The organism is Niveibacterium microcysteis, from assembly GCF_017161445.1.
GTDB classification, from domain to species: Bacteria; Pseudomonadota; Gammaproteobacteria; order Burkholderiales; family Rhodocyclaceae; genus Niveibacterium; species Niveibacterium microcysteis.
On the sequence record NZ_CP071060.1, the window covers coordinates 1,700,862 to 1,726,232 of the forward strand.

Genomic DNA, 25,371 nt, shown 5'->3' on the forward strand with positions numbered 1-25,371 from the left:
GATCCAAGACCATGGCCATCGTTCTCAAGAAATCGCACCGCTGGCGCGTGTTTGCCACCCACGCCGCGATGATTGCCTTCATCGCGCTGACGGTGATGCCCTTCCTGATGATCGTGTCGATCTCGCTGCGCCCCGGCAACTTCGCCGGCGGCAGCCTGATCCCCTCGCACATCAGTTTCGAGCACTGGAAGCTCGCGCTCGGCATGTCCTACATCGACGCCGACGGTACGCTGGTGAAGCCGCCGTTCCCGGTGCTGCAGTGGATCATCAACTCGATGAAGGTGGCGCTGATCTCCGCGATCGTGTCGCTGGTGCTCTCGATCACCAGTGCCTATGCCTTCGCCCGCATGCGTTTCCGCGGGCGTGACACGATGCTCAACGCGCTGCTGCTGCTGCAGATGTTCCCGTCGGTGCTCGCACTCGTGGCGATCTACGCACTGTTCGACCGCATCGGCGACTTCGTGCCCTGGCTGGGCCTCAACAGCCACTGGAGCCTGGCGCTCGCCTACACCGGCGGTGTGGCGCAGCACATCTGGCTGATCAAGGGTTACTACGACAGCGTGCCGCGCGAACTCGAAGAGGCGGCTGCCGTGGATGGTGCAACACCCTTCCAGGCCTTCGTGCATGTGCTGCTGCCGATGGCAGTGCCGATTCTGGTGGTGGTGTTCGTGCTCGCCTTCCTCGGCGGCATGATCGAGTACCCCGTCGCGTCGGTGCTGATGCACGACGAGAGCAAGCTCACGCTCGCCATCGGCTCGCGGCTCTTCCTCTTCAATCAGCGCTACCTGTGGGGCGACTTCGCGGCGACGGCGATCCTCGCGGGCATGCCGCTGACCGTGCTCTTCCTTGTCACGCAGAAGTGGCTCGTCTCGGGCCTCACCTCGGGCGCAGTCAAGGGCTGAATCTCTCCACAAGCGTGTCTCCGTCACCGGCCGTTCGGCGGCCGGTGCGGGCGGCGCACGCCTATCGACCACGCAACACAGACCGAAAATAACAGGGGACAAACGAACATGAACCAGACTTCGTTCCGACTGCGCACGCTGGCCGTCGCCTTGCTGTGCGCTGCCGCGCTGCCGAACGCTGCCTTCGCTGCCGCGCCCGCCGCGGTGACGGTGCAACCGGTGCCCGAGCTGCGCGCCGATTTCATGATGGGCGCCGATGTGTCGATGACCGACGAGATCGAAAAACTCGGCGGCAAGTTCTATGACGCGCAGGGCCAGCAGAAAGACATCTTCGCGATCCTGAAGGAAAACGGTGTCAACTGGATCCGCCTGCGGATCTGGAACAACCCGGTCAACGCGGCCGACGTGGTGGAAGGCGGCAAGACCATCTCGCGCAAGGGCGAGCCGGTCGGCGGCGGCAACAACGACCTCGCTGCAACGATCCGCATGGCGCAACGCGCCAAGGCGCAGGGCCTGAAGTTCCTGCTGGACTTCCACTACAGCGATTTCTGGGTCGATCCGGACAAACAATTCAAGCCGGCTGCGTGGGAAAAGCTCAAGGGCAAGGAACTCGAAGCTGCGGTGCATCAATACACCGCCGATGTGCTCAAGGCGCTGCGTGAGGCGAATGCCTCGCCGGACATGGTGCAGATCGGCAACGAGCTCAACGGCGGCATGCTGTGGCCGGATGGCAAGACCTGGAAAGCCAAGCCTGAAGAGCAGATCGGTGGTGACGATGGCTTCGTCGCGCTGCTGAGCCAGGGCATCAAGGCGGTGCGCGAATCGGACCCGAGCCGCAAGACCAAGGTGGCGGTGCATCTCGCGAACGGTGCGACCAATGATCTCTACCGTCGCGTGTTCGATCTGCTGACCAAGAAGGGTGTGGACTACGACGTCATCGGCCTGTCCTTCTACCCGTACTGGCACGGCACCTTCGACGATTTCCAGAGCAACGTCGACGACATCTCCTCGCGCTACGCGAAGGAAGTGGTCGTGATGGAAACCGCCTACGCCTACACCACGGAAGACGGCGACGGTTTCCCCAACCTGTTCAATCGCGACATGCAGAAGAGCGTGGGCTACAAGGCCACATCGCAGGGGCAGGCGAGCCTGGTGCGTGACGTGATCAACGCCGTTGCGCAAGTGCCGGGGCAGCGCGGTGCTGGCGTCTTCTACTGGGAGCCGGGCTGGATTCCGGTCAAGGGAGCAGGCTGGCGTACCGGCGAAGGCAACGCGTGGGACAACCAGGCGATGTTCGACTTCAAGGGCCGCGCGCTGCCCTCGCTGGCCGTGTTCAAGCGGGTTCGCGAAGCGGGCACGGCGGCCGATGTGCCGACCCTGCTGCCTGTCGCGCCACTGAAGCTGACGACCTACGTGGGTGAGAACTTCGCGCCGCCGGAGAAGATCCGCGTCGCGTTCTCGGACGATGCGCAGCGCGAGGTCTGGGTCAGCTGGAACGACGTATCGGCCGAGCAACTCAAGCAGGCTGGCAACTTCAAGCTCGTCGGCCACCTGAGCAACTTCGATGTACCGGTCGAGGCGGCGGTCGCGGTCGTGCCGCGCCGCAACCTGATCGAAGACCCGAGTTTCGAGAACGGCAAGCTGGAAGGCTGGACGATCACCGGCACCGCAGCGGCGATCAGCAACGAACGCAACCCCGGCAATGCGAAGACCGGCCAGCAATCGATGCACTACTGGCTCGGCGAGCCGTTCAAGGTTGAGGCGACCCGCAGCTACGCCGGCATTCCTAACGGCACCTACAGCCTCAAGGCCTGGGCTGCGGGCGGCGGTGGAGAGAAGTCGATCGAACTGATCGCCCGCGATTGTGGCGACGGCAAGCGCTACACGAAGACGATCACCAACACCGGCTGGCAGAAGTGGGCGCAATACACCGTCAGCGGCATCAAGGTGACCAACGGTGCCTGCACCGTGGGTGTTGCGATCGACGGCCAGACCGGCAACTGGGGCAACCTCGACGACTTCGAGTTCATTCGCGACGGCGCGAACTGAGCGGCATGCCGGGCGCAGTCACAAGCCGCGCCCGGCATGAATCAAACAATGGAGTGGGGGACATTCCATGAAGCACAAAGGAATATCGCTTCGGCTGTGGTTGATCGTCGGCGTGTCTGCGGCGGCGCTGTTGCTGGTGGGCGCTGCAGGTTTGCTGGCTGCTGGCGCGCTCGACCGCGCGCTGGGCGTTGCGAACGGGCAGACGATTCCGTCGATCACCGCGATCGACGGCGCCGAAACTGCGCTGCTGCGCGCACAGGTCAACGTGCTGAGCCACATGACCAACATTGCCGACGGCAAGAAGGACGAAATCGAGAAGGCGTTGAACGCCGACCTCGCGGCGCTCGAACAGCAACTCGCCGCGCAGGAAAAGCGCGTCAACGGTGCCGATGAGGGCAAGCTGATGAAGGCCGACCGCGAGGGCGTCAAAGCCTTTCTGGTGGTGGTGCCTGAAGTGCTGAACCTGTCGCGCAAGAACATGGACGACGCCGCGCGCCACGCAGTTGAAAACGATCTGCTGCCCGCGGGCGCCAAGGCGCTCGCCGCGCTGCGTGCGCATGCCGACTACAACGCGCAACGCTCCAGCGTATCGGCCAAGGCCGCGGCCGACGACGCGCAGCGCGGCCACCTGATGATTGCGTCGGTGATCGTGCTGGCGATTGCAACGGTTGCGGGCCTCGGTGCGATGCTGGTGCGCGGCATTGCCGACGCGTTGCGGCGCGTGCAGGACACCGTGACGCGCATCGGCGCCGAGCGCGACTTCACGCTGCGCGTGCCGGTGGTGCGCGCCGACGAGCTGGGCCGCATCGCGCAATCGCTCAACACGCTGTTCGAATCGCTGCAGGCGGACCTGGCGGCGCTCGCCGGTGGTGCGTCGCGGGTCGGTACCGCTGCAGCGCGCGTGGCGCAGGGCGCAGACGACGGCGCGGCGAGTGCCGATGCGCAGAGCGAAGCCGCCGCCGCAATGGCCGCGGCAATGGAGCAGCTCACGGTCACCGTGTCGCATATCGGTGACCAGGCCGGCGAAGCGCATTCACTGTCGCGCGAATCCGGCGCGCTGGCCGCCAGCGGTGGCGAGGTGATCGGCCGCACGCTGGACGACATTGCCCAGATTTCCGCGGCGGTGGATGAGGCCTCCAACCGCATCCGCGCGTTGGGTGCGGACAGCGACCGCATCTCGTCCGTCGTGGCGGTGATCCGTGAAGTCGCCGAACAGACCAATTTGCTGGCGCTCAACGCCGCAATCGAAGCTGCTCGAGCGGGTGAGCAGGGGCGCGGCTTCGCGGTGGTGGCGGACGAAGTGCGCAAGCTCGCCGAACGTACAGCGAGTTCCACACGCGAGATCACCAAGATGGTGGACGCGATCCGCGGTGGCGCACGCGCAGCGATCGAGGGCATGGATCACGCTGTCGACTGCGTGTCGCAGGGCGTGGCGCGTGCCAACGATGCGAGCCACGCGGTGCAGCGCATCGCCCATGCGAACGCGAGCGCCGAAGCGCGCGTCACCGAGATCAGCGATGCGATTCGCGAGCAGGGCCGTACCAGTGTTGCAGTAGCGCAACGTGTCGAGCAGATCGCGCAGATGGCGGAGGACGCAAGTCGCTCCTCCAGCGTCAGCGCATCGCTTGCGCGCGAGCTCGACGGCCTCGCGGTCGACATGCAGCGGGCCATCTCGGCCTATCGGCTGGCCTGATCCGATGACGCGCACACAACTACCCGGCTGCGGCCCACCCAGGGCTGGCGCGCCTTAGCGCGCAGCGCAGCAACAGCAAGCCTCAATGCCAGTCGTCGCCTGCGCGAACCCCGCGCCGGGCAAGGCTTCTGCACGCCTTCGAAGGCAAGCGCTTCGTTAAATCAAATTTGACGAAGCGCCCAAAAAAGCTCGTTTGCAGCGCAATTCCAGTCAAACGAACAATGCAAAACAGGCCGCCGGTCACACGCGAGTTTCGAGCGCGACGCGGCACCTGATCCAGGAAATACATCGTCGCCGATACCCGCATGTCGTCGGCGACGACAACAGGAATGTCAGCCCGCAATCGATGCGGGCGGCAGCACGCCACAGTGGGTGGACAAGGTTTTTTGAGGAGAAAACAAATCATGAAAAAACGGTTTCCGATGCGTGTGATTGCAGCTGCACTCATGATGGCCGGCACCAGCGCAATCGCTGCGCCGGGGCTTTCCAGCAACGGCTATTTCCGCGCCGGCTTTGGCGCCAGCGACGAGGGCGATCAGGCCTGTTTCGGCCTCGGCCCGGCGAAGTACCGTCTGGGTAACGAATGCGACAACTACGCTGAACTGGGCCTGGATGTCGAAGCGCCCGCGATGGCCAATGGCACCGTGTGGAAAGGCCACGCGATGGTGACCGGCTGGAAGGGCTATCCGAACTCGATCAACGGCGCCGATGTGAACTGGTCGCAGCTGTACCTGTCGGGCCACAACCTGGGTGAAGGCGTGCTGAAGGGCGCGAGCATCTGGGCCGGCCGCCGTTACTACGACCGCCCGGACATCCACATCCTCGACTACAAGTACCAGAACAGCGATGGTGACGGCGCCGGTATCGAGAACCTCGACTTCGGTTTCGGCAAGTTCAGCTACGCGATCGAACGCACCGCTGTGACCTGGAACGATTCGGGCAAGACCGACGACGACACGTTGTACTACGCCAACCTGCTGAAGCTCGAAAGCGTCAAGCTGCACGACAACGGCTATCTCACGGTCAACGCCGGCTTTGCGATGGGCAAGGAAAGCCGCAACAAGGCCTACAAGGCTGAGGACGGCTGGTACGTCGGCGCCTTCTACGATGCGCAGCTGGGCAGCCTGAACGCCTGGAACCGTGTTGGCATTCAGTACGGTACCGCGTCGATGGCGAACGGCAACTTCGGTCAGATCGCGACCGACACGACGAAGGATGACGACACCCTCCAGATTCTGGACAACGTCAGCTACACCTCGGGCGATGGCAAATGGACCGCGCTGGCGAACGTCATCTACCGCAAAGACAAGCGTACCGACATCTGGAAAGACCAGACCTGGTTCTCGGTCGGTGCCCGCCCGCACTACCACTTCGACGACATCTGGGGTGTGGCGACCGAAATCGGTTGGACGCAGCTGAAGTCCTCGGGTGACGACAAGTCGCGCAACCTGACCAAGGGCACGATCGCGCTGACCGCAGCGGCCGGCCGCACGCCGTACTCGCGCCCGGAACTGCGCGTGTTCTACACCTACGCAACCTGGAACGAGAACGCCAAGGGTTGGGTTGCGTACGACGCCTACGGCACGCAGACCAGCGGCAGCTCCTTCGGCATCCAGGCCGAGAGCTGGTGGTAAGAGTCGGCTCCGTGCCCGCGTAAGCGGGCACGGGTGTGGACCGCTGCATTCCTCCTTTGACTGGAAGGTCACCTCCTTCCTGTGGTTGCCGTCTTGCCCGGAGGTAAGACGGCATTTTTTTCGTGCATCGCGCGTCGGCTGCAGCGATGCACTGCGGAGCGCATGATGAAAAACAAAATACGGACTCGTCGCCTTCGTTGCCTTGCCGCGCTGAGTCTCGCGCTCGCAGCGGGCGGTGTTGCCGCTGCCGAGCAGGGCAAATTGCTGGTGTGGGTCAACAAAGACAAATGCTTCGATGCCTGGGTTGGCACGGCCGAGCGCTACACGAAGCAGACCGGTGTGCCGGTGAAGGTCGAAGCGACCATTCCCGACTTCTTCCACAACGCCGCCGCGGCCGGCAAAGGGCCGGACGTGGTGATCTGGGCGCACGACATCCTCGGCCGCTGGGTCGCCGATGGCCTGCTGCAACCGGTGGTGCCGAGCCAGCGGGTGCGCGACGCCATCGACCCGCAGGGCTGGCAGGCCTTCTCGCTTGGCCGCAAGCTCTGGGGCTACCCGATCGGCATCGAAGCGATCCACCTGATCTACAACAAGCGCTACGTGAACGCACCGCCGCAGAGCTTTGACGACGTCGTGGCGCTGGATAAGCGGCTTGCACCGCAGAACCGCAAGGCGATCCTGTGGGATCTCTCGCACATCTACTACAGCTGGCCGCTGCTCGCCGCGAATGGTGGCTACGCATTCAAGTCGCGTGAAGACGGCTGGAACGCCAACGACGTGGGCGTTGCGAACGCCGGCGCGCAGAAGGGCGCCAATCTGCTCGCGCGCCTCGTGAAAGACGGCGTGCTGCCGAACGGCGCCAGCCGCGAGGAAGCCGAAAGTGCCTTCCTCGAAGGCAAGGTCGCCATGACGATCGACGGCCCCTGGGTGTGGGACAAGCTCAAGGACGCGAACATCGACTTCGGCACCGCAGCGATTCCGCGCGTTGGTGGCAAGCCGGGCGCGCCGTTTGTCGGAGTCACCGGCGCAATGGTGAGTCGCGCCAGCCCCAACCGTAAGATCGCCGCCGAGTTCATCGAGAACGCCTTGCTGACGCCGGCCGCTTTGAAGGCGTGCAACGCCGACAAGTCGCTCGGCGTGCCAGCGGATCTGCGCGTGCGCGCCGAGCTGGCGAGTGACCCGCATGTGCGCGGCATGAGCGAGGCTGCACGCAACGGCGCACCGATGCCGAACAACCCGGAGATGACCTACTTCTGGGCGCCGATGGAAACCGCGCTGGAAGGCATCGTCGAAGGCCGCAAGGCCCCTGCGGAGCTGTTGGGCGCGGCCGCGAAGCGTATCCGCGAACGCTGACTTCCGGCTGCAGTTTGGGTGCGGCACTCGCGAAATCCTGCTTTCGGAGTGCCGCATTTCGATGGCGTGTTGTCGTTAAGAAAAATGAGGCGAAAGCCCAAGTATTGATCGTTTGATCGTCGCGCCCGCGATCGCGAAGATGGCACTCAGTCTGAGAGCGCAGTTTTCAGGATCACTCCGTCGCATCGCGGCAGACACGAAGACCCATGAACGTCCTCACCATCGATACCGGCACCACGAACACCCGCGTCACCGTGTGGCGCGACGGCGCGGTGCTGCATCGCGCGGCACGCCAGGTCGGCGTTCGCGATACCGCGATCAGCGGCAGCAGTGAGATCTTGAAGGCCGGTGTGCGTGACACGATTGCCGATGCGCTGCAAGGCGCTGGCATCGGCATCGATGCGGTCACGCGGGTGATCGCATCGGGCATGATCAGTTCGGAGTTGGGGCTGCGTCAGGTGCCGCATGTTGATGTACCGGCGGGGCGTGATGTGCTGGCCGCCGCGATGGCCTCGGCGCGTATCCCCGAGGTGTGCCGCAAGACGCTGTGGTTCGTGCCCGGCGTGCGCAACGTTGCCGCCGATCTCGGCCTGCACAACTGCGAGGCGATGGACATGATGCGCGGCGAAGAGACCGAGACGATGGGCCTCATCGACCGCGTCGGCATCGCCGCGCCGGCGGTCGTTGTGCTGCCCGGTTCGCATTCCAAGTTCGTGCATCTCGATGCGCAGCAGCAGGTGATCGGCTGCGTCACCACGCTGGCGGGCGAGCTGCTGCATGTGCTCACGCACAACACGATTCTGGCCGGTTCGCTGGAGAGCGGCTTCGCCGACTCGATCGACGCCGAGATGCTGCTGGCCGGCGCGCGCGCCGCGCGCGACATCGGCCTCGGCCGCGCAGGCTTTGTCGTGCGCATCCTCGATCAGTTCACGGTGTATGGCCGCAACGCGCGGGCCAACTACCTGCTTGGCGCGGTGCTGGCGGCGGATCTCATGACGCTGAAGAACAGCAGCGCAGTGCGCATGAGCCCCGGCACGCAGTTCGTGATCACCGGCAAGCCGCTGCTGCGCGAGGCGCTGGCGCTGCTGGTGGCGGGGGACGATTTCTTCTCTGGTCGTGTCACGGTCACCAGCGATATCGAACAGGCCGATCTGGCCGGCTGGGGCGCGCTGTGCATTGCACGCGTGCGCGGCCTGGTGCCGGAAGCCTTTTTCCCGCAGCCCGCTGCGGTGGCGACACGGCGCAAACCTGCGCGCGCGAAGGTGCCGGCATGAGCACAGCCTACGCGTACTACCCCAGCCTTGCCGGCCGCCATGTGCTGATCAGCGGTGGCGCGAACGGCATCGGTGCGAGCCTCGTCGAACACTTTGCGCAGCAGCATGCGCGCGTGAGCTTTCTGGACATCGACCGCGAAGCGGGCGAGCAACTCGTCGCCCGGTTGGCCGGCGTGCGCCATCGCCCGCTGTTTGTCGCCTGCGATGTGTGCGACGTGGCGGCGCTGGAGGCGGCTATCGTGCAGGCGCGCAGCACGCGCGGCGGCATCGAGGTGCTGATCAACAACGCCGCGAACGACGAACGCCATACCGTCGGCGAAGTGAGCCCGCAGTACTGGGAGCAGGCCTTCGCGGTGAACCTGCGCCATCACTTCTTCGCCGCGCAGGCGGTGTTCCCCGATATGCGTGCGGCGGGGCGCGGCGCGATCATCAACGTCGGCTCCAATGGCTGGATGATCAAGGCGCCGGGCTATCCGCTGTATGCCGCCGCAAAGGCGGCGATCCACGGCCTCACGCGCAGCCTCGCACGCGAGTTCGGCGCCGCCGGGGTGCGGGTGAACACGCTGGTGCCTGGCTGGGTGATGACCGAACGCCAGCTCAAGCTGTGGGTCGGCCCCGGTGCCGACGAAGAGATCGAACGCAATCAATGTCTGCGCCAGCGTCTTCAGGTGGGGGATGTGGCGCGCCTCGCGCTGTTCCTCGCGGCGGACGACAGCGCGATGTGCACCGGGCAGGACTTCGTTATCGACGGGGGCTGGTCATGAACGGCATCGTCACACCGCCGATCGCGGCCGTGCCGTTCTCGCTTACCGGCCTGCGGTGCGAGCTGGGCGAATGCGTGCATTGGGATGCCGACGCCGCCCGCCTGCTGTGGACCGATATCGAGGGTCGCTGCCTCTACGCCTGGACGCCCGCCAGCGGCGAAGTCCAGCGCTGGGCAATGCCGTCGCGGCTCGCCTGCTTCGCGCTGGGTGAACAGCCCGGTCGCGTGCTGCTGGGCCTTGAACGCACCCTCGCGAGCTTCGACCTCGACACTGCAACGCTGACCGACCTGTGCCAGTTGCCAATCGGCGCCGGCCTGCGGATCAACGACGGCCGCTGCGACCGCGCCGGCAACTTCGTGTTCGGCCTGAAGAACGAACGCGATCGCACGCCGCGCGAGAGCTTCTGGCGCTATACCGCGGCTGGCGATTTGCAGCCCTTGGCGTTGCCGCCGGTGGTGATCACCAACAGTCTGTGCTTCAGCCGCGACGGCTCGCGGATCCACTTCGCCGATTCGCTCGACTCGCGCATGCGCTGCGCCGACTACGACGCCGAGCTTGGTCGCGTGAGCGCGGTGCGCCCCTTCGGCCCGTACTTCGGCGCCGGCGTGGAACCGGACGGCGCGGTCGTCGACGACGCCGACGGTGTGTGGTGCGCGCTGTGGGGCGGCAGCCGCGTGGTGCGGCTGGATGCACGCGGCCGCATCAGCGACGAATACATCTTGCCGGTGAGCCAGCCGGCGTGCCCCGGCTTCGGCGGTGCGGCGCTGGAGCGGCTCTATGTGGCCACCGCGCGCGCCTTCCTGCCGCCGGATGTGCAGCGGCGCGAACCGCTTGCCGGCGCAATGCTCGAACTGCGGATTCCCGGCTTGCGTGGGCTCGCCGAAACCCGGTTCGGAGGTGCGCTGTGAGCACGCCGCGCATCATCGCGATCCTGCGTGGCGTGCGTGAGCACGAGGTCGCCGCGCAGCTCGATGCGCTGCGCGCAGCGGGCATCGAGTCCGTGGAGATTCCGCTCAACGCGCAGGGGGCCGAAGCCTCGCTTGAAGCCGCGCTGGGCTACGCCGGCACGCAGATGCGCATCGGCGCCGGCACGGTGCTGGATGCCGCGGCGCTATCGCGCGTCGCACGCATCGGCGCGCATTTCGTGCTCACACCCAACCTGAACGATGCGGTGGTGCATGCGGCGGCAGCGCAGGGCATCGAAGCGGTGGTTGGCGTCGCCACGCCGAGCGAAGCTTTCGCCGCGCTGGCAGCAGGCGCTGCGGCCTTGAAGATTTTCCCGGCCGCGAGCCTCGGCACCGGCTTCATTGCGGCGCTGCGCGCGGTGTTGCCGCCGGTACCGCTGTACGCGGTGGGCGGCATCGACGAGCGCAACTTGGCGGCCTTCATCGCTGCCGGCTGCACGGGCGCCGGCCTTGGCGGGGCGCTCTACCGCGCTGGCCAGACGGCGCGCCAGACCTACGCGCGCGCGATCGCGCTGCAAGCGGCAATGGAGGCCGTTGCAGCATGAAAGTTACCCGTTTCACGACTTACCGCGTCGCACCGCGCTGGCTGTTCCTGAAGGTCGAGACCGACGCCGGTATCACCGGCTGGGGCGAGCCTGTGATCGAGGGCAGGGCGCGCACCGTGGAAGCCGCGGTGCATGAGTTGGCCGAATACGTCGTCGGCCGCGACCCGGCACAGATCAACGACATCTGGCAGACGCTGTACCGCGGCGGCTTCTACCGCGGCGGCCCGGTGCTGATGAGTGCGATCGCCGGCATCGACCAGGCGCTGTGGGACATCAAGGGCAAGGCGCTCGGCGTGCCGGTCTACGAGCTGCTCGGTGGCCGCGTGCGCGACCGCATGCGCACCTACCGCTGGGTCGGCGGCGACCGTCCGGCCGAACTTGTCGCCGCGATCGGCGAACAGCTCGAAGCCGGCTTCGACACCTTCAAGTTCAACGGCAGCGAAGAACTGGCGATGCTCGCTGGCCCGCGCGCGGTGGATGCCGTCGTCGCGCGTGTCGTCGCGGTGCGCGAAGCCTTCGGCGAGCGGGTCGACTTCGGTATCGACTTCCACGGCCGCGTTTCAGCGCCGATGGCGCGTGTGCTGCTGCGCGAGCTCGAACCCTTCCGCCCGCTCTTCGTCGAGGAGCCGGTGCTGCCCGAGCAGGCCGAGCACTACCGCCGGCTTGCCGACAGCACTTCGATTCCGCTGGCGGCCGGCGAGCGCATGTATTCCCGCTTCGACTTCAAGCGCGTGCTGGCCGAGGGCGGCCTCGCGCTCCTGCAGCCCGACCCCTCGCACGCCGGCGGCATCACCGAATGCCACAAGATCGCCGCGATGGCGGAAGCGCACGACGTGGCCTTCGCACCGCATTGCCCGCTCGGGCCGATCGCGCTGGCGGCCTGCCTGCAGCTTGATTTCGTCGCATACAACGCCGTGCTGCAGGAACACAGCATTGGCATCCATTACAACCAGGGCGCAGATCTGCTCGACTACGTGGTTAACCGCGAAGACTTCCGCATCGATGGCGGTTGCATCGCAGCGCTGCCACGGCCGGGCCTGGGCGTCGAGATCGACGAGGCAAGCGTGATCGCCGCCAGCCGCGATGCGCCCGATTGGCGCAACCCGGTCTGGCGACACGCCGACGGCAGCGTCGCGGAGTGGTGAGTTCGCTCACCACCGGCAACACATCAGGAGAACCAAGCATGGCCAGCATTTCCTTCCGCGGCATCAACAAGTCCTACGCCGGCAACGTTCCGGTGATCCGCGACGTCGATCTCGAAATCGCCGACGGCGAGCTGTGCGTATTCGTCGGCCCCTCGGGCTGCGGCAAGTCGACGCTGCTGCGCATGGTCGCGGGGCTGGAAGACATCACCTCGGGCGACCTGCTGATCGACGGCAAACTGGTCAACACACTGCCGCCCTCGGCGCGCGGTATCGCGATGGTGTTCCAGAGCTACGCGCTGTATCCGCACATGACGGTGGCGCGCAACATGGGCTTCGCGCTGCGCCTCGCGCACACCGCCAAGGCGGCGATCGACGGCAGCGTGGACAAGGCCGCGCGCATCCTGCAGGTGGAACACCTGCTCGAACGCAAGCCGAAGGAGCTCTCTGGCGGCCAGCGCCAGCGTGTGGCGATCGGCCGCGCCATCGTGCGTGAGCCGGGCGTGTTCCTGTTCGACGAGCCCCTCTCCAACCTCGACGCAGCGCTGCGTGTGCAGACCCGCATCGAGATCGCCCGCCTGCAGCGCAAGCTCGGCAAGGCGAGCATGATCTACGTGACGCATGACCAGGTGGAAGCGATGACGCTGGCCGACAAGATCGTGCTGCTGAACACCGGCGAAGACACCCAGCGCTACGGCAGCATTGCGCAGGTGGGCTCGCCGCTTGAGCTCTATCACCGCCCGCGCAACCTGTTCGCGGCCGGCTTCATCGGCTCGCCGAAGATGAACCTGATTCCCGGCATGCTGGTGTCCGCCACCCCGACACACGCCGAGGTGCGCATCGAAACCGGCGAATTGCTGACAGCCGAACTCGACGCGACGCGCCTGCGGCTGGGTGCGAAGGTCACGCTGGGCGTGCGGCCGGAGCACATCCAGCCGGGCGCCACCGATATGCAGACGCTGAATCGCCAGGTCATGTGGGCCGAGCGCCTCGGTGAATCGACTTTCATCTACCTCGAACAAGCCTGCTCGGCCGATGCGCTGATCGCCAAAGCCAAGGGCGACCAGCCTGTGCCGCGCGGCGAGATGGTCGCGCTGGGCATACCGCCTGCCGCCTGCCACCTGTTCGACGATGCGGGCCAGGCGCTGCCGCGCCCGTGCCATGAGCTGGCGGGCTTCAAACTGCCCTGGCTCAACAACGAAACAAGCCGCCACGCTGCACCTGAAGTGCAGATGGCCTGACCGTGCAGTACGCTGGCCGCATCACCCTAATCCCCCAATCCCTCCCCCCGGGGTGGTGGCGGCCAGCCCCCATTTTCAAGAACGGCGCCGGTAACGCCTGCGCCGCGAAAGGAAGACCATGAAGATCCTCGTGACCGGTGGCGCCGGCTACATCGGCAGCATCACCAGCGTGCAACTGATCGGCGCCGGCTACGAGCCGGTGATCGTCGACAACTTCTGCAACGCCAGCCCCAAGGTGCTCGACCGCATCGAACACATCGCAGGCCGCCGCCCCACGCTCTACACCGGCGACATCCGCGACCGCGCGCTGCTCGACCGCATCTTCGCCGAGCACAAGATCGACGCGGTGATCCACTTCGCCGCGCTCAAAGCCGTCGGCGAATCGGTCGCCAAGCCGCTGGCGTACTACGAGAACAACCTCGGTGGCACCTTCGTGCTGCTCGAAGCGATGCGCGCGGCCGGCGTGAAGAACTTCGTCTTCAGCAGCTCTGCCACCGTGTATGGCGACCCGGCTTCGGTGCCGATCCGCGAGGACTTCCCGACCCGCGCCACCAACCCCTACGGCTGGACCAAGCTGATGATGGAGCAGGTGCTGACCGACTTCCAGCACGCCACGCCGGACTGGTCGGTGACCCTGCTGCGCTACTTCAACCCGGTCGGCGCGCACCCCAGCGGCCTGATGGGCGAAGACCCGCAAGGCATCCCGAACAACCTGATGCCGTATCTGGCGCAGGTCGCCGTCGGCCGCCGCGAGTATCTCTCGGTGTATGGCAGCGACTACCCGACGCCGGACGGCACCGGCGTGCGCGACTACATCCATGTGATGGATCTGGCCGACGGCCACATCGCCGCGCTGAAGGCACGCCAGGGCAGGGCAGGCGTGCACGTGTTCAACCTCGGCACCGGCCACGGCAACAGCGTGCTCGAAATGGTCGCCGCCTTCGGCCGCGCGGTCGGCCGCGAGCTGCCCTACAAGCTCGTCGATCGCCGCCCCGGCGACATCGCCGAATGCTGGGCCGACCCGGCCTACGCCGAACGCGAACTGGGCTGGCGCGCCACGCGCAGCCTCGACGACATGACGCGCGACACCTGGAAGTGGCAGTCGCTCAACCCCAATGGATATCAGGACGCCTGACCGCGAATCGTCACCCGGCTGTCCGAATCTTGAATTTGAAGGAAAGAGGTACCCCAGATGTTTGACCCGATCGATCACCCGCATCGCCGCTACAACCCGCTCAAGGGTGACTGGGTGCTGGTTTCGCCGCACCGCGCGAAGCGCCCCTGGCAAGGCCAGCAAGAAACGCCGGACCGCAGCGCGCGCCCCGCGCACGACCCCGAGTGCTACCTGTGCGCGCGCAACAAGCGCGTCACCGGCGAAACCAACCCGGACTACGCGCACACCTTTGTCTTCACCAACGACTTCGCCGCGCTGATGACCGACACGCCGGCCGCGCCGGAATCGGCCGACCCGCTGTTCCAGTTGCAGAGCGCGCGCGGCACCAGCCGGGTGATCTGCTTCTCGCCGGACCACAGCAAGTCGCTGCCGGAGCTCACGCTGCCGGCCATCGGCCATGTCATCGACACCTGGCAGGCTGAGAGCGCCGATCTCGGCAAGACCTACCCCTGGGTGCAGGTCTTCGAGAACAAGGGCGCGATGATGGGCTGCTCCAATCCGCACCCGCACGGCCAGATCTGGGCCAACAGCTTCCTGCCGAACGAAGCCGCCGCCGAGCAACGCACGCAGGCCGAGTACTTCGCGAAGAACGGCCGACCGCTGCTGCTGGACTACGCCGCGCGTGAAGTCGCCGATGGCGCCCGCACCGTGGTCGAAACCGAACACTGGCTCGCCGTCGTGCCCTACTGGGCTGCGTGGCCCTTCGAGACCCTGCTGATGCCAAAGGCCGCCCATGTGCGCCGCATCACCGAGCTCTCGCCTGCACAGAAAGCCGACCTCGCGATTGCGCTGAAGAAGCTCACCAGCCGCTACGACAACCTGTTCCAGTGCTCTTTCCCGTACTCGATGGGCTGGCACGGCGCGCCGTTCGATGGCGAAGAGAATGAGCACTGGCAACTGCACGCGCACTTCTACCCGCCGCTGCTGCGTTCGGCCACGGTGCGCAAGTTCATGGTCGGCTACGAGATGCTGGCCGAGGCGCAACGCGACCTCACCGCCGAACAGGCCGCCGACAAGCTGCGCGCCGTCAGCGATGTCCACTATCTGGAGGCTGCGGAATGAGTACCCCTCAAGAACGCACCCGCGACACCTTCGCCAAACATTTCGGCGACGGCGGCATCACCGTCCGCGCGCCGGGCCGGGTGAACCTGATCGGTGAGCACACCGACTACAACGACGGCTTCGTGCTGCCCTGCGCGATCGACTACGAAACCGCGGTCACCGGCCGCGTGCGTGCCGACCGCATCGTGCGCGTCATCGCCGCCGACTACGCTGACGCGCTCGACGAGTTCTCGCTGGATGCGGAGATCGTGCCGCGCGACGACGCGATGTGGGCCAACTACGTGCGCGGCGTGGTCAAGTTCCTGCTCGCCCGTGGCTTGAAGCTCGGCGGCGCGGATCTGGTGATCTCCGGCAACGTGCCGCAAGGCGCGGGGCTCTCGTCCTCCGCCGCGCTCGAAGTCGCCGTCGGTCAGGCCTTCAAGACATTGTTCGGCCTGCCGGTGTCGGCCACCGAACTCGCGCTCAACGGCCAGCAGGCCGAGAACCAGTTCGTCGGCTGCAACTGCGGCATCATGGACCAGCTGATCTCCGCGCAAGGTCAGGCCGCGCACGCGCTGCTGATCGACTGCCGCTCGCTGGAAACCCGCGCCGTCGCGCTGCCCGAAGGCGTCGCGGTGATGATCCTGAATTCCAACGTGCGCCGCGGTCTGGTCGACAGCGAGTACAACACCCGCCGCGAGCAATGCGAGGCCGTCGCGCGCCACTACGGCGTCAAGGCGCTGCGCGACATCGACGAAGTAGCGCTGGAAGTCGGCAAGGCCGGGCTCGACGCGCTCACCTACCGCCGCGCCCGCCATGTCGTCACCGAAAATGCCCGCACCCTGGCTGCCGCCGACGCGCTGGCCGCCGGCGCGCTGCGCCGCATGGGCGCGCTGATGGCCGCCTCGCACGCCTCGATGCGCGACGATTTCGAGATCACCGTCGCGCCGATCGATACCCTGGTCAACATCGTCAAGGAAGTCATCGGCGAAGATGGCGGCGTGCGCATGACGGGTGGCGGCTTCGGCGGCTGCGTCGTCGCGCTGGTGCCGCTGGCGCAAGTCGCCGCGGTGGAAGCGGCAGTGGCGGCGCAGTACCGCTCGCCGGAAGGCAAACCGGCCACGGTGTACGTGTGCAGGGCAACAAATGGAGCAGGGGAAGCATGATGGACACGGCAGCGGCACGCATCTTCAAACTGGAGCACCCGGGCGGTCTGCGCATCGCGGTGATGGACATCGGGGCGACCTGGCTGTCCTGTGAAGTGCCGCTCGCCGGTGGCCGGCACCGCGAGGTGCTGCTCGGCTGCGACAGCGCCGAGGACTACGTGGGTCAGAGCGCGTACCTCGGCGCCATCATCGGCCGCTACGCCAACCGCATCACCGACGCCCGCTTCACGCTCGACGGGCAGGAATACCCCCTCGCCGCCAACAACGGCCCCAACAACCTGCACGGCGGCCCGGAAGGCTTCGACCGCCAGCGCTGGACGCTCGTCTCGCACAGCGCGACCGAGCTGGTGCTCGCAATCGACTCGCCCGATGGCGACCAGGGCTTCCCCGGCCGCGCTCAGGTGCAGGTGCGCTACGCACTCACCGACGCCGGCACGGTGCAGATCGACTTCACGGCAGAAGTCGACAAGGCCTGCCCGATCGCGCTGACCAGCCACGCTTACTTCAACCTCGACGGCGTTACGCCGGATGGCGACATCCGCGCCCAGACGCTGAAGATCGCGGCCGAGCGCTACGTGCCGGTCGACGCCACGCTGGCCCCTTTGGGCGAACCGGCCGAGGTCGCCGGCACACCCTTCGATTTCCGCTCACCCTGCCGCATTGGCAGCGCCTGGCCCGACGCGGTACGCGACAACGAACAACTGCGCAACGGCGCCGGCTACGACCACAGTTACCTGCTCGACGAAGCCTGCCGCCACGCCACCGTGCCGGCAGCCGAACTCGCCTCCGCCGACTGGAAGCTCACGATGCGCGTCTACACCGACCAGCCCGCGATCCAGTGCTACACCGGCAACTTCCTCACCGGCATCCCCGCTCGCGGCGGCCAGCAATACACCGCCCACGCCGGCATCGCCCTCGAACCCGGCTACCCACCAGACAGCCCAAACCAGCGCGCCTGGTCCGGCTGCATCCTGCGGCCGGGGCAAGTGGGGAAGGGGACGATTCGGTTTGTGTTTGAGGGGTCGCAGTAGCTAAGAAGCCGGGGCCAAAGCCCTGCGGCAGGAATGAAAAAGCCGCCCTAATGGGCGGCTTTGTTCTTTGATCATTCCGTAATCCGCAGCTTGCGTTGGGTTTCTCTGGCTCAGCCCAATAGACCGGGGCTAGTAGCACTCCCATCCGGAGAGTTGCAAACTGGAATCGTAGATGGCCAAGAGGTTGTTGCCTGCTATAGCACGTGGCCTTGCCAACGCAAGGAGCGCATCCGCTGCCGATTCAATCTTTACCGCCGCCGCCCGACCTTCAACGCTCTCGCGCCACTTGTTTCCCTTGGGGTGTATAGAACGGATCACGATGGAGGCTGCCGTGATGCGCTGGGTGCTCGTCAAGTAATGGGCATCATGACGTTGCATTTTGGTCAGTGCGCGTGTGATCAAGGCGTCAAAACTAATCGCGATTGCTAGAGCTTCCCTTGCGAACTGGATTAAGTCGGTCTGTGGAGTGTCCGCGTGAGCAACGTGAGCGGCTCGGTGGCGGCGGAGTGCAGCGGTTCTATAGGTCTCATCAAGTGGGAGCGCTGTCAGTCCAAGGCGCGAAGACAATTGCGCCATTTCTCCCCATGGGTTTTCGATCAGAAAGCACTTGAGAATGTCTTTGATCACGCCGTCTGGGAGGTTTGCTTGATCGAACCCAAGAGCGTGCGGCGATAGCTCGTAAGCGGCTGCGGCTGTCGACGCAGTTTTCTGCGCTTGCTCCTGAATATACAAAACGCGATCTGACTTTGGCCTGATGGAAAGTTGGTAAGTCAAGGCTGATATTGCCTCGAAGGTGGTCGCGAAACGTAGCTTCTCGGGCAAATCCCGGAACGGAACGTTTGTTTTGCCAACTTCGGAGAGGACTTCGGAGGTTCTTGACTTCAAGAAGTCTTCAAGGGCCGCGAAGCCAACCACCGCAAGCCCGTTTCGCAACATCCGCGCCACATCGTTGTGTGCTCGCTCAGTTAGAGCACGAGAAGTGACGGCGTCAATGGCAAGCGATTTCCTCAGCGATTCTAAGCGGCTGAGAAATAGTGTTCGGGCGCTAGACACTGCTAGAGAGCAGCCACGTGCTTGAGCATGTTGCGCACCTCAGCCACTCGATAACGAACTGATGACGGGGTGTTTGTTCCCTGAGTTACGGCCTTTAAGAAGGCGGAATCAGTAAATAGCTTGCGAGTGGCCCTGACCACCGCCGGACGGTTGCCGGCGACCGCCTCCACCTCTGCCTCCGACAAGAAAGAGACTCCAACCATTTGAGCGTCATAAAGGGGGGAGATCAGCTGGTCGCGCCAACCTGACGATGTGGGCTTTTGAAAGGCATTCCGTCCCCATATCCGCTGGCAAGACTCTAGGCAGTGAAGAAATAGGGATTCCATTTCCGTTGAGGACACGTTCCTGAAACGAGCCATAAACTCGTCCATCGCCTCGCTGAGAGAACCTCCCATTGCCTCCCAGCGTTCATGAAGTGTGAAGAATCTAAGGACGTGCTCAACGTCGTCCATATTCCGATAGGCGGCGGATTTCTCACCAGAGATCTTGAGGCGATCCTTTAGGAAGGCGTGTTCGGATAGTACGAACAGCATATCGTTAAGTGGTCCTGCATAGGCTACGTTCCGTATTTCTTGGTCCTTTAACTTGTCTCCACCGGTATTAAGTCGGAGGAAGACCTCATATTTTAGGTTTGCGTCCGACTGTTTCAAAAGAGTCGTAACGCGGATGTATGGCCGGACCGTGAGTGCATTCTGCAGTTGCGTAGGTAGATCCTTGAAACGCGACCCCTCCAACTCCGGAAACCTCTTCAATGCTCGGAGTCGCAAGCTGCCATTGAGAAAATCCTCAATGGCCGTTATGCGTTGCTTGCCATCAATGACGCTGTACTGGCCGTACTCATCTTCTGACAGATAGATAGGGGGTACGGGGACATTTAGAAGAAACGATTCAATCAGGGCGGATTGCTTGTCGGTCGGCCACCTGTCGCGCCGCTGGTAATGCGGCGACACGTTTATGGCACCGTTTGAGACCATGTTGTGAATCGCAGCCAAAGAGAAGTCGGACTGCTGAATAACTAGACTGTCTTGAGCGATCTTAAATCGATCAACGATTTATTTAGTTTGCATAGACCTTCTCGGATCTTTGTACGCCGCGTTTCGCAATCCAACCTCTCCGAACCTTTTGCGCACGACGGGCTGGTTTGAATGCAATGGAGCTCCATGGCCAGTGTAACCACGACGCCTGTGTTTCCCTAGAGCCCTCAGGCCGTAGGTTGGGTTGAGCGCAGCGAAGCCCAACGCCTTCGCAACCGCCGCCGCATGGCGACGGTGCGTCGGCCGGGGTCCCGCCCCCGGCGGGCGTCTTACTTTCTGGCAACAGCACCAGAAAGTAAGCAAAGAGTGCCGCCCGGCGTTCGCGGTCAGGCGCCTTGCGCCTGACTTCCCTCGCGTGCTCGCGACGTCGGGCGGCTGCGGAACTCGGCCCTGCGGGCCTCAAACAGTCCTCGCCGTCGGCGCTGCGCGCCGATCCCCCGACCCCGCTGCGCCACTCGGCGCTCTCGACGGGAACCAAAGTCAAAACCATTGCAGCGCGGTAGGTTGGGCTGAATGAAATGAAGCCCAGCGCGCAGAGCGGCCGAGAAACCCAATCGCGCGTCGCTCCGTTCATCCTCAGCCCTTTCTGCCGCGCGCCTTGTCGAACTTCCGCCAGTAGGTGAAGACGTCTTCCTGCACTTCGAACTCAAGGTCGTCGAGGCGCGCTTGCATCCGTGCGCGCGCATCGGCGACGGCCTTGTTGTAGATGCAGGGGCCGATCTCTTCGAGGAAGAAGTTCAACAGCGCGCCGGCCGTCATGTTCCCGATCGGCGCTTCCATGTTCTCGGAGAAGTATCGCTGGATGGACTCGACGGCCTGCTGGCGGTCGAGTTTGTCGAGTTCAATCGGCATCGCGGGCCTTGCTGAACGGTCGGGTTGGGGGCTCGGCGTCGATGTGGCGTGGCGCCGTTGCGGATGATGCCGCAAGGTGTGTGGGCTGCCTACCGTATTGCCGTGCGAATTGCGTTTCGGTGGCTCGTTGAGGCGGGTTGCGCCTCAGCCAAGTTGCCCGGTATGACGGGGCGCCTGTATGCAGGTGAAACGGGCGCCAGCCGGTGCGGCGTGCGGGTGGCCTATTGGCTGTAGGCGTTCTGGATTCGGCCCAGCGTGCCGTCCTCGCGCATGGAGGCGATGGCCTTGTCGAACTCGCTGATGAGCGCGGGCTGGGTCTTCTTGTTGAACATCATGTAGCTCATGGCGGTTTCGACCGCTGGCCCGCTGACCCTGACTTGCTCGGCCGCGTTGAGCCGTTTGACGATGGCCTGGCCGACGACCTGGCTGATGATGACCGCGTCGACGCGCCCCACGAGCAGCTTCCTGAAGTTGCTCTCGTAGTTGGGTGCGGTGTCGAGTTTCTTGAACACGCCTTGCTTGACCGCGGCGTCGAAAGTGCCGCCGTAAGAGGTGTTATCCACCACGCCAATGGTCGTGTTCGCGAAGTCGGTCAGTGTTCCCTTGAATTCGAGCGCCGAGTTGCTGCGCACGAAGAAGACGTAGTGCTGGGTGAGCACCGGCTCTTTGGGAAACAGGTAGCGCGCTTCGCGCTGCGGCGTCCTCTTGATGGTGAACATGGCGTCGGCGTCGCCGGCTTCGACCATCGCGAGGCAGCGCGAAAACGGATACAACTCGATCCTGACCGCCTTGCCCATGCGCTTGAACGCTTCAGTGACCACGTCGATCATCAAACCGGAAAGTTGGCCTGCACTATCGGCCACCATGAAGGGCGGGTAGTCGAAGGTCACCAGCCGCGTCGGCCGGCCCTGCGCCAAGACGGGCGGCGCCATCCAGAGCAGGCAGACGAGGGCTGTCAGCAGGCGAAGTGTGGTGCGCATGAAAGGGCTTCCCGCTTCGTTCGGCGCAGTGGGCGGCTGATGCTCCGGCTTCTTGATCAGCGGCTGACCAGCCCTCAGCTATTCGGTTGTGGTGACAGCGCCTTCATCTTCTCCGCGCCTTCAGCGGTGATCTGCTGAATCTTCGGCACGAGCTTGGACATGCGCGCCTGCATGATCTGCATCGTGGTCTGCATCACCTGCGGCATCTTCTTGATCACCGCCTGGCCCGCCGGTGACTTATAGAACGACAGCATCCCATCCACCTCTTTCTGGGTGAATGACTTCTGGTAGATGTCGAGGAACATCGGTTCGAGGGCTTCCCATTTCAATTCATCCTTTACCAGGCCCGCCAGCTTGTCCTGCGTCTCAAGCATCACCTTTTCTTGCTCAGCGGTGAACGCCTGATCCGCCAACGCCTGCTTCATGGATGCCTTCATCATTGAATCCATTTGCAGCATCACGTTGTCCACCAGCTTCTTCGAGTCGGTGACTTCGATGAGGCGCTTGACCGACGCTTCGCTGGCCGGACGATCAGCCGCGAAGGCTGGCAGTACGGCGGTGCTGAGGCAAAGGGCGAGGGCGAGTTGTGCGATCTTCACGGGTGGATTCCTTGGTGAATCGGTGTTCGATGAACGGGGCGCGAGCGCGCTGGGGACAAAAGCCTAGCAGCTTGGTGCGGCGTTTGCGGGCCAGCGTTGCGCGGTGTTTGACTCAAAGCGGCGTTCAATTGCCCTCGGCGTCGCATCGAAGCACAACATGAGTCGCATTCTCGCTCGCTAGATGCTGCACGCATCTGAACCCGGCGGCGCGCAGATCAACGCCTTCCAGCAGGCGTTCGCCGCGGCCCAGCAGCACTGGCGCGATGGCCAGATGCATCTCATCAATCAGGCCCGCGCGCAGATATTGCTGAATCGTGTTGGTGCCGCCACCGATACGCACGTCCCTGTCGCCGGCTGCCTCGCGCGCGCGATCGAGCGCTTCGACAATGCCGCCGGTGACGAAGTGAAACGTCGTGTTGCCCGCCATTTCGATCGAAGGGCGGGCGTGGTGCGTGAGGATGAAAACCGGTACGTGGTAGGGTGGCTCGTCGCCCCACCAGCCCTTCCAGTTCAGGTCCGGCCACGGGCCGCGCATCGGGCTGAACATGTTTCGCCCGAGAATCCACGCGCCGATGTTGGTGAAGCCGCGCTGGGCGAATTCGTCGTCGACGCCCGTGGTACCTTCGTCCACACCGAACAGCGCGCGCTGGAAGGTGCGCGTCGGAAAAGCCCACTGGTGCAAATCTGTACCGCCCACACCCAGCGGGTTGTTGATGTCCTGATCCGGACCGGCGCCGTAGCCATCCAGGGAAATCGTGAAGCTCTCGACTCGCACTCGCGTCATTGCCGTCCCCCTCGATTTCAAACCATGCCCGAATGTTCGACTTGGTTCGGCGCGATGCGCAACCGCATCGAATGCGACACCGGTTGCCCGCTCAGCCCGCCTGCTTGAGCACCCAGACCACCGCCAGGGCCGCACCCATGGCAACTTGCGCCCACACCGCCGCCCGCATGAGCTTCCGTAACCCCGCACCCAGCGATTCGCGCGACCTGACAAGCACGCCGACCAGCAGCACCGGGAAGTACGCCAGCACCCAGGCAAACCACGCCACCCCGATGCCCATGCACCCGAAGCTTTCGCACCGCAGTCGCCATATCAACACGACGCACGCGGCCAGCGCTAGCACGGCGACGACATAAATTGCGGCGAATGCTTTGCTCACGGATTGGGGCCTTGAGTGTTTGAAAACCCGACTCGAATCTTGACCTGCGGGCGACCGGCCAAAGCGCGGAGCTTCCGGCGTCCGCGCGCCCGCCGAGCGTACGGCGAGCATGGCGGATTTGCCAGATCCCGCCGGCGACGGGGCCTGCCACGGCCGCTGGCCGGGTGGCGACGTTCGAGATGAGCGGCGGCGCCCCGCGTGCCGGGTGAAGTGACCTCGACGGAAGGGCTAGGCATTGCTGCCTGACTTCGGATGAATCGTTTCGCCCTTGCTCAGCATGTCCACAAATTGAGCGATCCGCTTGGCGCGGGTTTCCGGTTTCTTGCAGTTGTGGACGCGGAAGAGGATGGCGTATCGATTCCGGCTGTCGAGCCCCGCGAAGAACGCCTTTGCTTCACTGTTCCCGTCCAGTGCTTGCTGCAAATCGCCGGGGACCTCTGCCGTGCTGGCAGAGGCATAGGCCGCGTCCCAGCGTCCATCCTCCTTCGCACGCTCAATCGCCAGCAGGCCGGCGGCTCGCATCCTGCCCGATGCGATCAGCGTCTCCACCTTGGCCTTGTTGACCTGTGACCAGATGCTTTTCGGTGTTCGGGGCGTGAATCGCTGGAGCCAGTAGTGCTCATCCTGGGACTTCTTCTGCCCATCGATCCAGCCGAAACACAGCGCGCTCTCAAGGGCCTCGGCATAAGTGAGCGTTGGCTGCGCGGCCCCTTTCTTCGCAATGCGCAGCCATACCGCCGGCGAAGTGGCGCCATGTTGCTCGAGCCAGGCTTCCCAGTTCGCTTGCGCGTTCATCGTCAGTATCGATTCGCTCATATCGTGCTTCGCCATGGGTATTCCGAGTTATGCGTCAGCAACCCAAGTCCGCCGGATATCCATCGGCGTGAGCGCCGCACGAACCGTATCGAGATCAAAGGCGTACTTTCGTGCGCCAAGTCGGACTTGACCGAGGCGCGCACTACGACCGTGCCCCCTTGCCGTGCGGCATCGCTGGACCCACGACACCACATTTGGCGCCCTGGCGGCGGCGCCACATGATCTTGCCGCAAGCGCCGTCGCCTGCCTATGGGTTCGTTGTCACCGCGACGCGTATCCGCCCCGCGGCGACGTTCTCTGCGGAGCTCCAGCGCGACTTCGCTGCCCGACCTGGCCGCGTAACGTCTGGGCGAAGGGCGCGCGACCGAGGGCTGCGCCGCAGCACCAGCGAACGCGCATCAGGTGCTAACCGGCTTGCCGGTCCAGGTGCTGAGCTTTGCGGCGGCGATCGATGCGCCGACATCGTCGTTGGATTCACCGAGCGCGATCGACGAGAAGCCGCCCAGCGACAGCGAGACGGCATAGCGGCTGTTCGTTCTGCCTTCGTGCGCATAAACGTCCGCGACGCGGATGTGGCGCACCTGGTCGAAGCGACACAGCACGCCTCTTACGTTCGAAACGGACTTCGTCTTGCGATTGAGGGTGAGCGCCTGGAAGCTGCCGCGGATGGTCAGCTCGTCTTCAGACTCGGACAGCACTTCGAAGTCGCTGCGGTCTTCGCTGTTGTCGCTTGGGTCGGAAAACAGCGGGGCGTCGTTGTCTATCCAGCGTGGCGCGCGAAAGAACACGAAGGCGAGTGCCAGGGCGAACGCTGCGATGCCCAGCGAGAAGGTCGAGGCAATCAGCGCGGCGATCAAGGTGGCGCCAGCCAGAAAATATGAAACGCGGTCCATCGATCAA

At 64.6% G+C, this 25,371-nt stretch carries 25 protein-coding genes; 15 read left to right on the top strand and 10 right to left on the bottom strand.

Annotation, left to right across the window (positions count from 1 at the left end; all coding sequences use genetic code 11):
• Positions 1-11 precede the first annotated feature (11 nt).
• The 3 genes from malG to JY500_RS07760 all read left to right on the top strand — a co-directional run bounded on the left by malG (position 12) and on the right by JY500_RS07760 (position 4,644).
• Positions 12-902, top strand: a complete 891-nt coding sequence (gene malG, locus JY500_RS07750; RefSeq protein ID WP_206255861.1) for a maltose ABC transporter permease MalG — start codon at positions 12-14, stop codon at positions 900-902.
• Positions 903-1,010: 108 nt separating this feature from the next.
• Positions 1,011-2,951: a glycosyl hydrolase 53 family protein gene (locus tag JY500_RS07755; RefSeq protein WP_206255862.1), complete on the top strand. Its 1,941-nt coding sequence runs from the start codon at positions 1,011-1,013 to the stop codon at positions 2,949-2,951.
• Between the two features lie 67 nt (positions 2,952-3,018).
• Positions 3,019-4,644, top strand: a complete 1,626-nt coding sequence (locus JY500_RS07760; RefSeq protein WP_206255864.1) for a methyl-accepting chemotaxis protein — start codon at positions 3,019-3,021, stop codon at positions 4,642-4,644.
• A gap of 82 nt (positions 4,645-4,726) precedes the next feature.
• Here the strand turns inward: JY500_RS07760 and JY500_RS07765 are convergent, their stop codons facing one another.
• Positions 4,727-5,050: a hypothetical protein gene (locus JY500_RS07765; protein ID WP_206255866.1), complete on the bottom strand. Its 324-nt coding sequence runs from the start codon at positions 5,048-5,050 to the stop codon at positions 4,727-4,729.
• Here JY500_RS07765 and JY500_RS07770 point away from each other — a divergent pair.
• The 12 genes from JY500_RS07770 to JY500_RS07825 all read left to right on the top strand — a co-directional run bounded on the left by JY500_RS07770 (position 5,049) and on the right by JY500_RS07825 (position 17,974).
• On the top strand, positions 5,049-6,278 hold the full coding sequence (locus JY500_RS07770) for a maltoporin (RefSeq protein WP_206255868.1): 1,230 nt from the start codon (positions 5,049-5,051) through the stop codon (positions 6,276-6,278). The two genes, JY500_RS07765 and JY500_RS07770, sit on opposite strands and share 2 nt — an antisense overlap.
• A gap of 165 nt (positions 6,279-6,443) precedes the next feature.
• Positions 6,444-7,631 carry a maltose/maltodextrin ABC transporter substrate-binding protein MalE gene (malE, locus tag JY500_RS07775; protein ID WP_206255870.1) on the top strand — a complete coding sequence of 396 codons (1,188 nt, stop codon included), beginning with the start codon at positions 6,444-6,446 and terminating at the stop codon, positions 7,629-7,631.
• A gap of 206 nt (positions 7,632-7,837) precedes the next feature.
• Positions 7,838-8,905, top strand: coding sequence for a 2-dehydro-3-deoxygalactonokinase (locus JY500_RS07780; RefSeq protein ID WP_206255872.1), 1,068 nt, complete (start codon positions 7,838-7,840; stop codon positions 8,903-8,905).
• On the top strand, positions 8,902-9,669 hold the full coding sequence (locus JY500_RS07785; RefSeq protein WP_206255874.1) for an SDR family NAD(P)-dependent oxidoreductase: 768 nt from the start codon (positions 8,902-8,904) through the stop codon (positions 9,667-9,669). Before JY500_RS07780 ends, JY500_RS07785 begins: the two co-directional genes overlap by 4 nt.
• Positions 9,666-10,577, top strand: a complete 912-nt coding sequence (locus JY500_RS07790; protein WP_206255875.1) for an SMP-30/gluconolactonase/LRE family protein — start codon at positions 9,666-9,668, stop codon at positions 10,575-10,577. The genes JY500_RS07785 and JY500_RS07790 overlap by 4 nt, the downstream gene beginning before the upstream one ends.
• The gene (locus JY500_RS07795) at positions 10,574-11,179 is read left to right on the top strand and encodes a 2-dehydro-3-deoxy-6-phosphogalactonate aldolase (protein WP_206255877.1); all 606 of its coding nucleotides are present in this window, start codon (positions 10,574-10,576) and stop codon (positions 11,177-11,179) included. The genes JY500_RS07790 and JY500_RS07795 overlap by 4 nt, the downstream gene beginning before the upstream one ends.
• Entirely contained in the window at positions 11,176-12,324 is a 1,149-nt protein-coding gene (dgoD, locus tag JY500_RS07800) for a galactonate dehydratase (protein ID WP_206255878.1), read from the top strand. Before JY500_RS07795 ends, dgoD begins: the two co-directional genes overlap by 4 nt.
• A gap of 38 nt (positions 12,325-12,362) precedes the next feature.
• On the top strand, positions 12,363-13,562 hold the full coding sequence (locus tag JY500_RS07805; RefSeq protein WP_206255880.1) for an ABC transporter ATP-binding protein: 1,200 nt from the start codon (positions 12,363-12,365) through the stop codon (positions 13,560-13,562).
• A gap of 118 nt (positions 13,563-13,680) precedes the next feature.
• Positions 13,681-14,697 carry a UDP-glucose 4-epimerase GalE gene (gene galE / locus JY500_RS07810; RefSeq protein ID WP_206255882.1) on the top strand — a complete coding sequence of 339 codons (1,017 nt, stop codon included), beginning with the start codon at positions 13,681-13,683 and terminating at the stop codon, positions 14,695-14,697.
• Between the two features lie 57 nt (positions 14,698-14,754).
• Positions 14,755-15,798 (top strand): galactose-1-phosphate uridylyltransferase, encoded by a 1,044-nt coding sequence (gene galT, locus JY500_RS07815; protein ID WP_206255884.1) that lies wholly within the window; start codon positions 14,755-14,757, stop codon positions 15,796-15,798.
• On the top strand, positions 15,795-16,943 hold the full coding sequence (galK, locus tag JY500_RS07820; protein WP_206255886.1) for a galactokinase: 1,149 nt from the start codon (positions 15,795-15,797) through the stop codon (positions 16,941-16,943). The genes galT and galK overlap by 4 nt, the downstream gene beginning before the upstream one ends.
• Positions 16,940-17,974: a galactose-1-epimerase gene (locus tag JY500_RS07825; RefSeq protein WP_206255888.1), complete on the top strand. Its 1,035-nt coding sequence runs from the start codon at positions 16,940-16,942 to the stop codon at positions 17,972-17,974. The genes galK and JY500_RS07825 overlap by 4 nt, the downstream gene beginning before the upstream one ends.
• Positions 17,975-18,103: 129 nt before the next feature.
• On the opposite strand, the gene JY500_RS07830 is transcribed toward JY500_RS07825, so the two are convergent.
• The 9 genes from JY500_RS07830 to JY500_RS07870 all read right to left on the bottom strand — a co-directional run bounded on the left by JY500_RS07830 (position 18,104) and on the right by JY500_RS07870 (position 25,364).
• Positions 18,104-18,859 (bottom strand): hypothetical protein, encoded by a 756-nt coding sequence (locus JY500_RS07830; RefSeq protein WP_206255890.1) that lies wholly within the window; start codon positions 18,857-18,859, stop codon positions 18,104-18,106.
• Positions 18,860-19,029: 170 nt separating this feature from the next.
• Positions 19,030-20,001 carry a DUF262 domain-containing protein gene (locus tag JY500_RS07835; RefSeq protein ID WP_206255891.1) on the bottom strand — a complete coding sequence of 324 codons (972 nt, stop codon included), beginning with the start codon at positions 19,999-20,001 and terminating at the stop codon, positions 19,030-19,032.
• A 636-nt stretch (positions 20,002-20,637) separates the two neighbouring features.
• Positions 20,638-20,913: a DUF2164 domain-containing protein gene (locus JY500_RS07840; protein ID WP_206255893.1), complete on the bottom strand. Its 276-nt coding sequence runs from the start codon at positions 20,911-20,913 to the stop codon at positions 20,638-20,640.
• Positions 20,914-21,134: 221 nt separating this feature from the next.
• Positions 21,135-21,893, bottom strand: a complete 759-nt coding sequence (locus JY500_RS07845) for a substrate-binding periplasmic protein (RefSeq protein ID WP_206255895.1) — start codon at positions 21,891-21,893, stop codon at positions 21,135-21,137.
• Positions 21,894-21,967: 74 nt separating this feature from the next.
• Complete coding sequence (locus JY500_RS07850) at positions 21,968-22,492, bottom strand: DUF2059 domain-containing protein (RefSeq protein WP_206255897.1); 525 nt, start codon at positions 22,490-22,492, stop codon at positions 21,968-21,970.
• A gap of 124 nt (positions 22,493-22,616) precedes the next feature.
• Positions 22,617-23,276 carry a dihydrofolate reductase family protein gene (locus JY500_RS07855; RefSeq protein ID WP_206255899.1) on the bottom strand — a complete coding sequence of 220 codons (660 nt, stop codon included), beginning with the start codon at positions 23,274-23,276 and terminating at the stop codon, positions 22,617-22,619.
• 91 nt (positions 23,277-23,367) lie between these two features.
• On the bottom strand, positions 23,368-23,655 hold the full coding sequence (locus JY500_RS07860) for a hypothetical protein (RefSeq protein ID WP_206255900.1): 288 nt from the start codon (positions 23,653-23,655) through the stop codon (positions 23,368-23,370).
• A 228-nt stretch (positions 23,656-23,883) separates the two neighbouring features.
• Complete coding sequence (locus tag JY500_RS07865; RefSeq protein WP_206255902.1) at positions 23,884-24,486, bottom strand: YdeI/OmpD-associated family protein; 603 nt, start codon at positions 24,484-24,486, stop codon at positions 23,884-23,886.
• A 383-nt stretch (positions 24,487-24,869) separates the two neighbouring features.
• Positions 24,870-25,364, bottom strand: coding sequence for a hypothetical protein (locus tag JY500_RS07870; protein ID WP_206255903.1), 495 nt, complete (start codon positions 25,362-25,364; stop codon positions 24,870-24,872).
• Positions 25,365-25,371 lie beyond the last annotated feature (7 nt).

Excerpts from the sequence above, each read along its gene's own strand:
- galE (WP_206255882.1), top strand. The coding sequence starts at position 13,681 with ATGAAGATCCTCGTGACCGGTGGCGCCGGCTACATCGGCAGCATCACC.
- JY500_RS07825 (WP_206255888.1), top strand. The coding sequence starts at position 16,940 with ATGATGGACACGGCAGCGGCACGCATCTTCAAACTGGAGCACCCGGGC.
- galK (WP_206255886.1), top strand. The coding sequence starts at position 15,795 with ATGAGTACCCCTCAAGAACGCACCCGCGACACCTTCGCCAAACATTTC.
- dgoD (WP_206255878.1), top strand. The coding sequence starts at position 11,176 with ATGAAAGTTACCCGTTTCACGACTTACCGCGTCGCACCGCGCTGGCTG.
- JY500_RS07760 (WP_206255864.1), top strand. The coding sequence starts at position 3,019 with ATGAAGCACAAAGGAATATCGCTTCGGCTGTGGTTGATCGTCGGCGTG.
- JY500_RS07840 (WP_206255893.1), bottom strand. The coding sequence starts at position 20,913 with ATGCCGATTGAACTCGACAAACTCGACCGCCAGCAGGCCGTCGAGTCC.
- galT (WP_206255884.1), top strand. The coding sequence starts at position 14,755 with ATGTTTGACCCGATCGATCACCCGCATCGCCGCTACAACCCGCTCAAG.
- JY500_RS07855 (WP_206255899.1), bottom strand. The coding sequence starts at position 23,276 with ATGACGCGAGTGCGAGTCGAGAGCTTCACGATTTCCCTGGATGGCTAC.
- JY500_RS07780 (WP_206255872.1), top strand. The coding sequence starts at position 7,838 with ATGAACGTCCTCACCATCGATACCGGCACCACGAACACCCGCGTCACC.
- JY500_RS07835 (WP_206255891.1), bottom strand. The coding sequence starts at position 20,001 with ATGGTCTCAAACGGTGCCATAAACGTGTCGCCGCATTACCAGCGGCGC.
- JY500_RS07845 (WP_206255895.1), bottom strand. The coding sequence starts at position 21,893 with ATGCGCACCACACTTCGCCTGCTGACAGCCCTCGTCTGCCTGCTCTGG.
- JY500_RS07870 (WP_206255903.1), bottom strand. The coding sequence starts at position 25,364 with ATGGACCGCGTTTCATATTTTCTGGCTGGCGCCACCTTGATCGCCGCG.
- JY500_RS07770 (WP_206255868.1), top strand. The coding sequence starts at position 5,049 with ATGAAAAAACGGTTTCCGATGCGTGTGATTGCAGCTGCACTCATGATG.
- JY500_RS07865 (WP_206255902.1), bottom strand. The coding sequence starts at position 24,486 with ATGGCGAAGCACGATATGAGCGAATCGATACTGACGATGAACGCGCAA.
- JY500_RS07805 (WP_206255880.1), top strand. The coding sequence starts at position 12,363 with ATGGCCAGCATTTCCTTCCGCGGCATCAACAAGTCCTACGCCGGCAAC.
- malE (WP_206255870.1), top strand. The coding sequence starts at position 6,444 with ATGAAAAACAAAATACGGACTCGTCGCCTTCGTTGCCTTGCCGCGCTG.
- JY500_RS07755 (WP_206255862.1), top strand. The coding sequence starts at position 1,011 with ATGAACCAGACTTCGTTCCGACTGCGCACGCTGGCCGTCGCCTTGCTG.
- malG (WP_206255861.1), top strand. The coding sequence starts at position 12 with ATGGCCATCGTTCTCAAGAAATCGCACCGCTGGCGCGTGTTTGCCACC.
- JY500_RS07790 (WP_206255875.1), top strand. The coding sequence starts at position 9,666 with ATGAACGGCATCGTCACACCGCCGATCGCGGCCGTGCCGTTCTCGCTT.
- JY500_RS07765 (WP_206255866.1), bottom strand. The coding sequence starts at position 5,050 with ATGATTTGTTTTCTCCTCAAAAAACCTTGTCCACCCACTGTGGCGTGC.
- JY500_RS07785 (WP_206255874.1), top strand. The coding sequence starts at position 8,902 with ATGAGCACAGCCTACGCGTACTACCCCAGCCTTGCCGGCCGCCATGTG.